Genomic DNA, 462 nt, shown 5'->3' on the forward strand with positions numbered 1-462 from the left:
CAAACGCTTCGGGCACGGGCGGCTCCTGGTCGGGGAAACGAATTTTAAGCGCATGAAGCCGCGCCAGATAGCCGCCCATTTGCGCCGCGACGGCAGGCGAAACCGCGTGTGGCGGCAAGACGTGCCCCTCGCGCCACGGATAAAGCACTACCGTCCGGTCGGCCACATCTTGTAAAAAACAATCGTTTGGCCCCGGTTGCGCGGTCATAGCTGGAATACCCGCCTCTGCTGCTAGCCGGGCTACAACTTCGGCGCGCTCTAAACGGGCACGCCCGTTGGGCTGTGCCACGGCACGTCGGCTCAAAATCTTGAGCGCCCAGAGGCCGTCTCCGGTTTCAACGCGCATCAAGCGATGCAGCAAACCCCCCGGCACAAACTGGGTGTTTGTTTCCGGCGCGAGGGCTTAATGTTTTGCAACGGCGATATCGAAGTCAGAGTTTTCCACTACATGCGTGTCGGTCT

The 462-nt window shown here is 60.6% G+C and carries 1 protein-coding gene; it reads right to left on the minus strand.

Annotated elements, in window-relative coordinates; all coding sequences use genetic code 11:
* Positions 1 to 346 (minus strand): phosphotransferase (locus NQ036_RS15465; RefSeq protein WP_257060025.1); only part of this gene is annotated, 346 nt, incomplete at its 3' end.
* Positions 347 to 462 lie beyond the last annotated feature (116 nt).

This window comes from Brevibacterium sp. 91QC2O2 (assembly GCF_024580695.1).
GTDB lineage: Bacteria > Actinomycetota > Actinomycetes > Actinomycetales > Brevibacteriaceae > Brevibacterium > Brevibacterium moorei.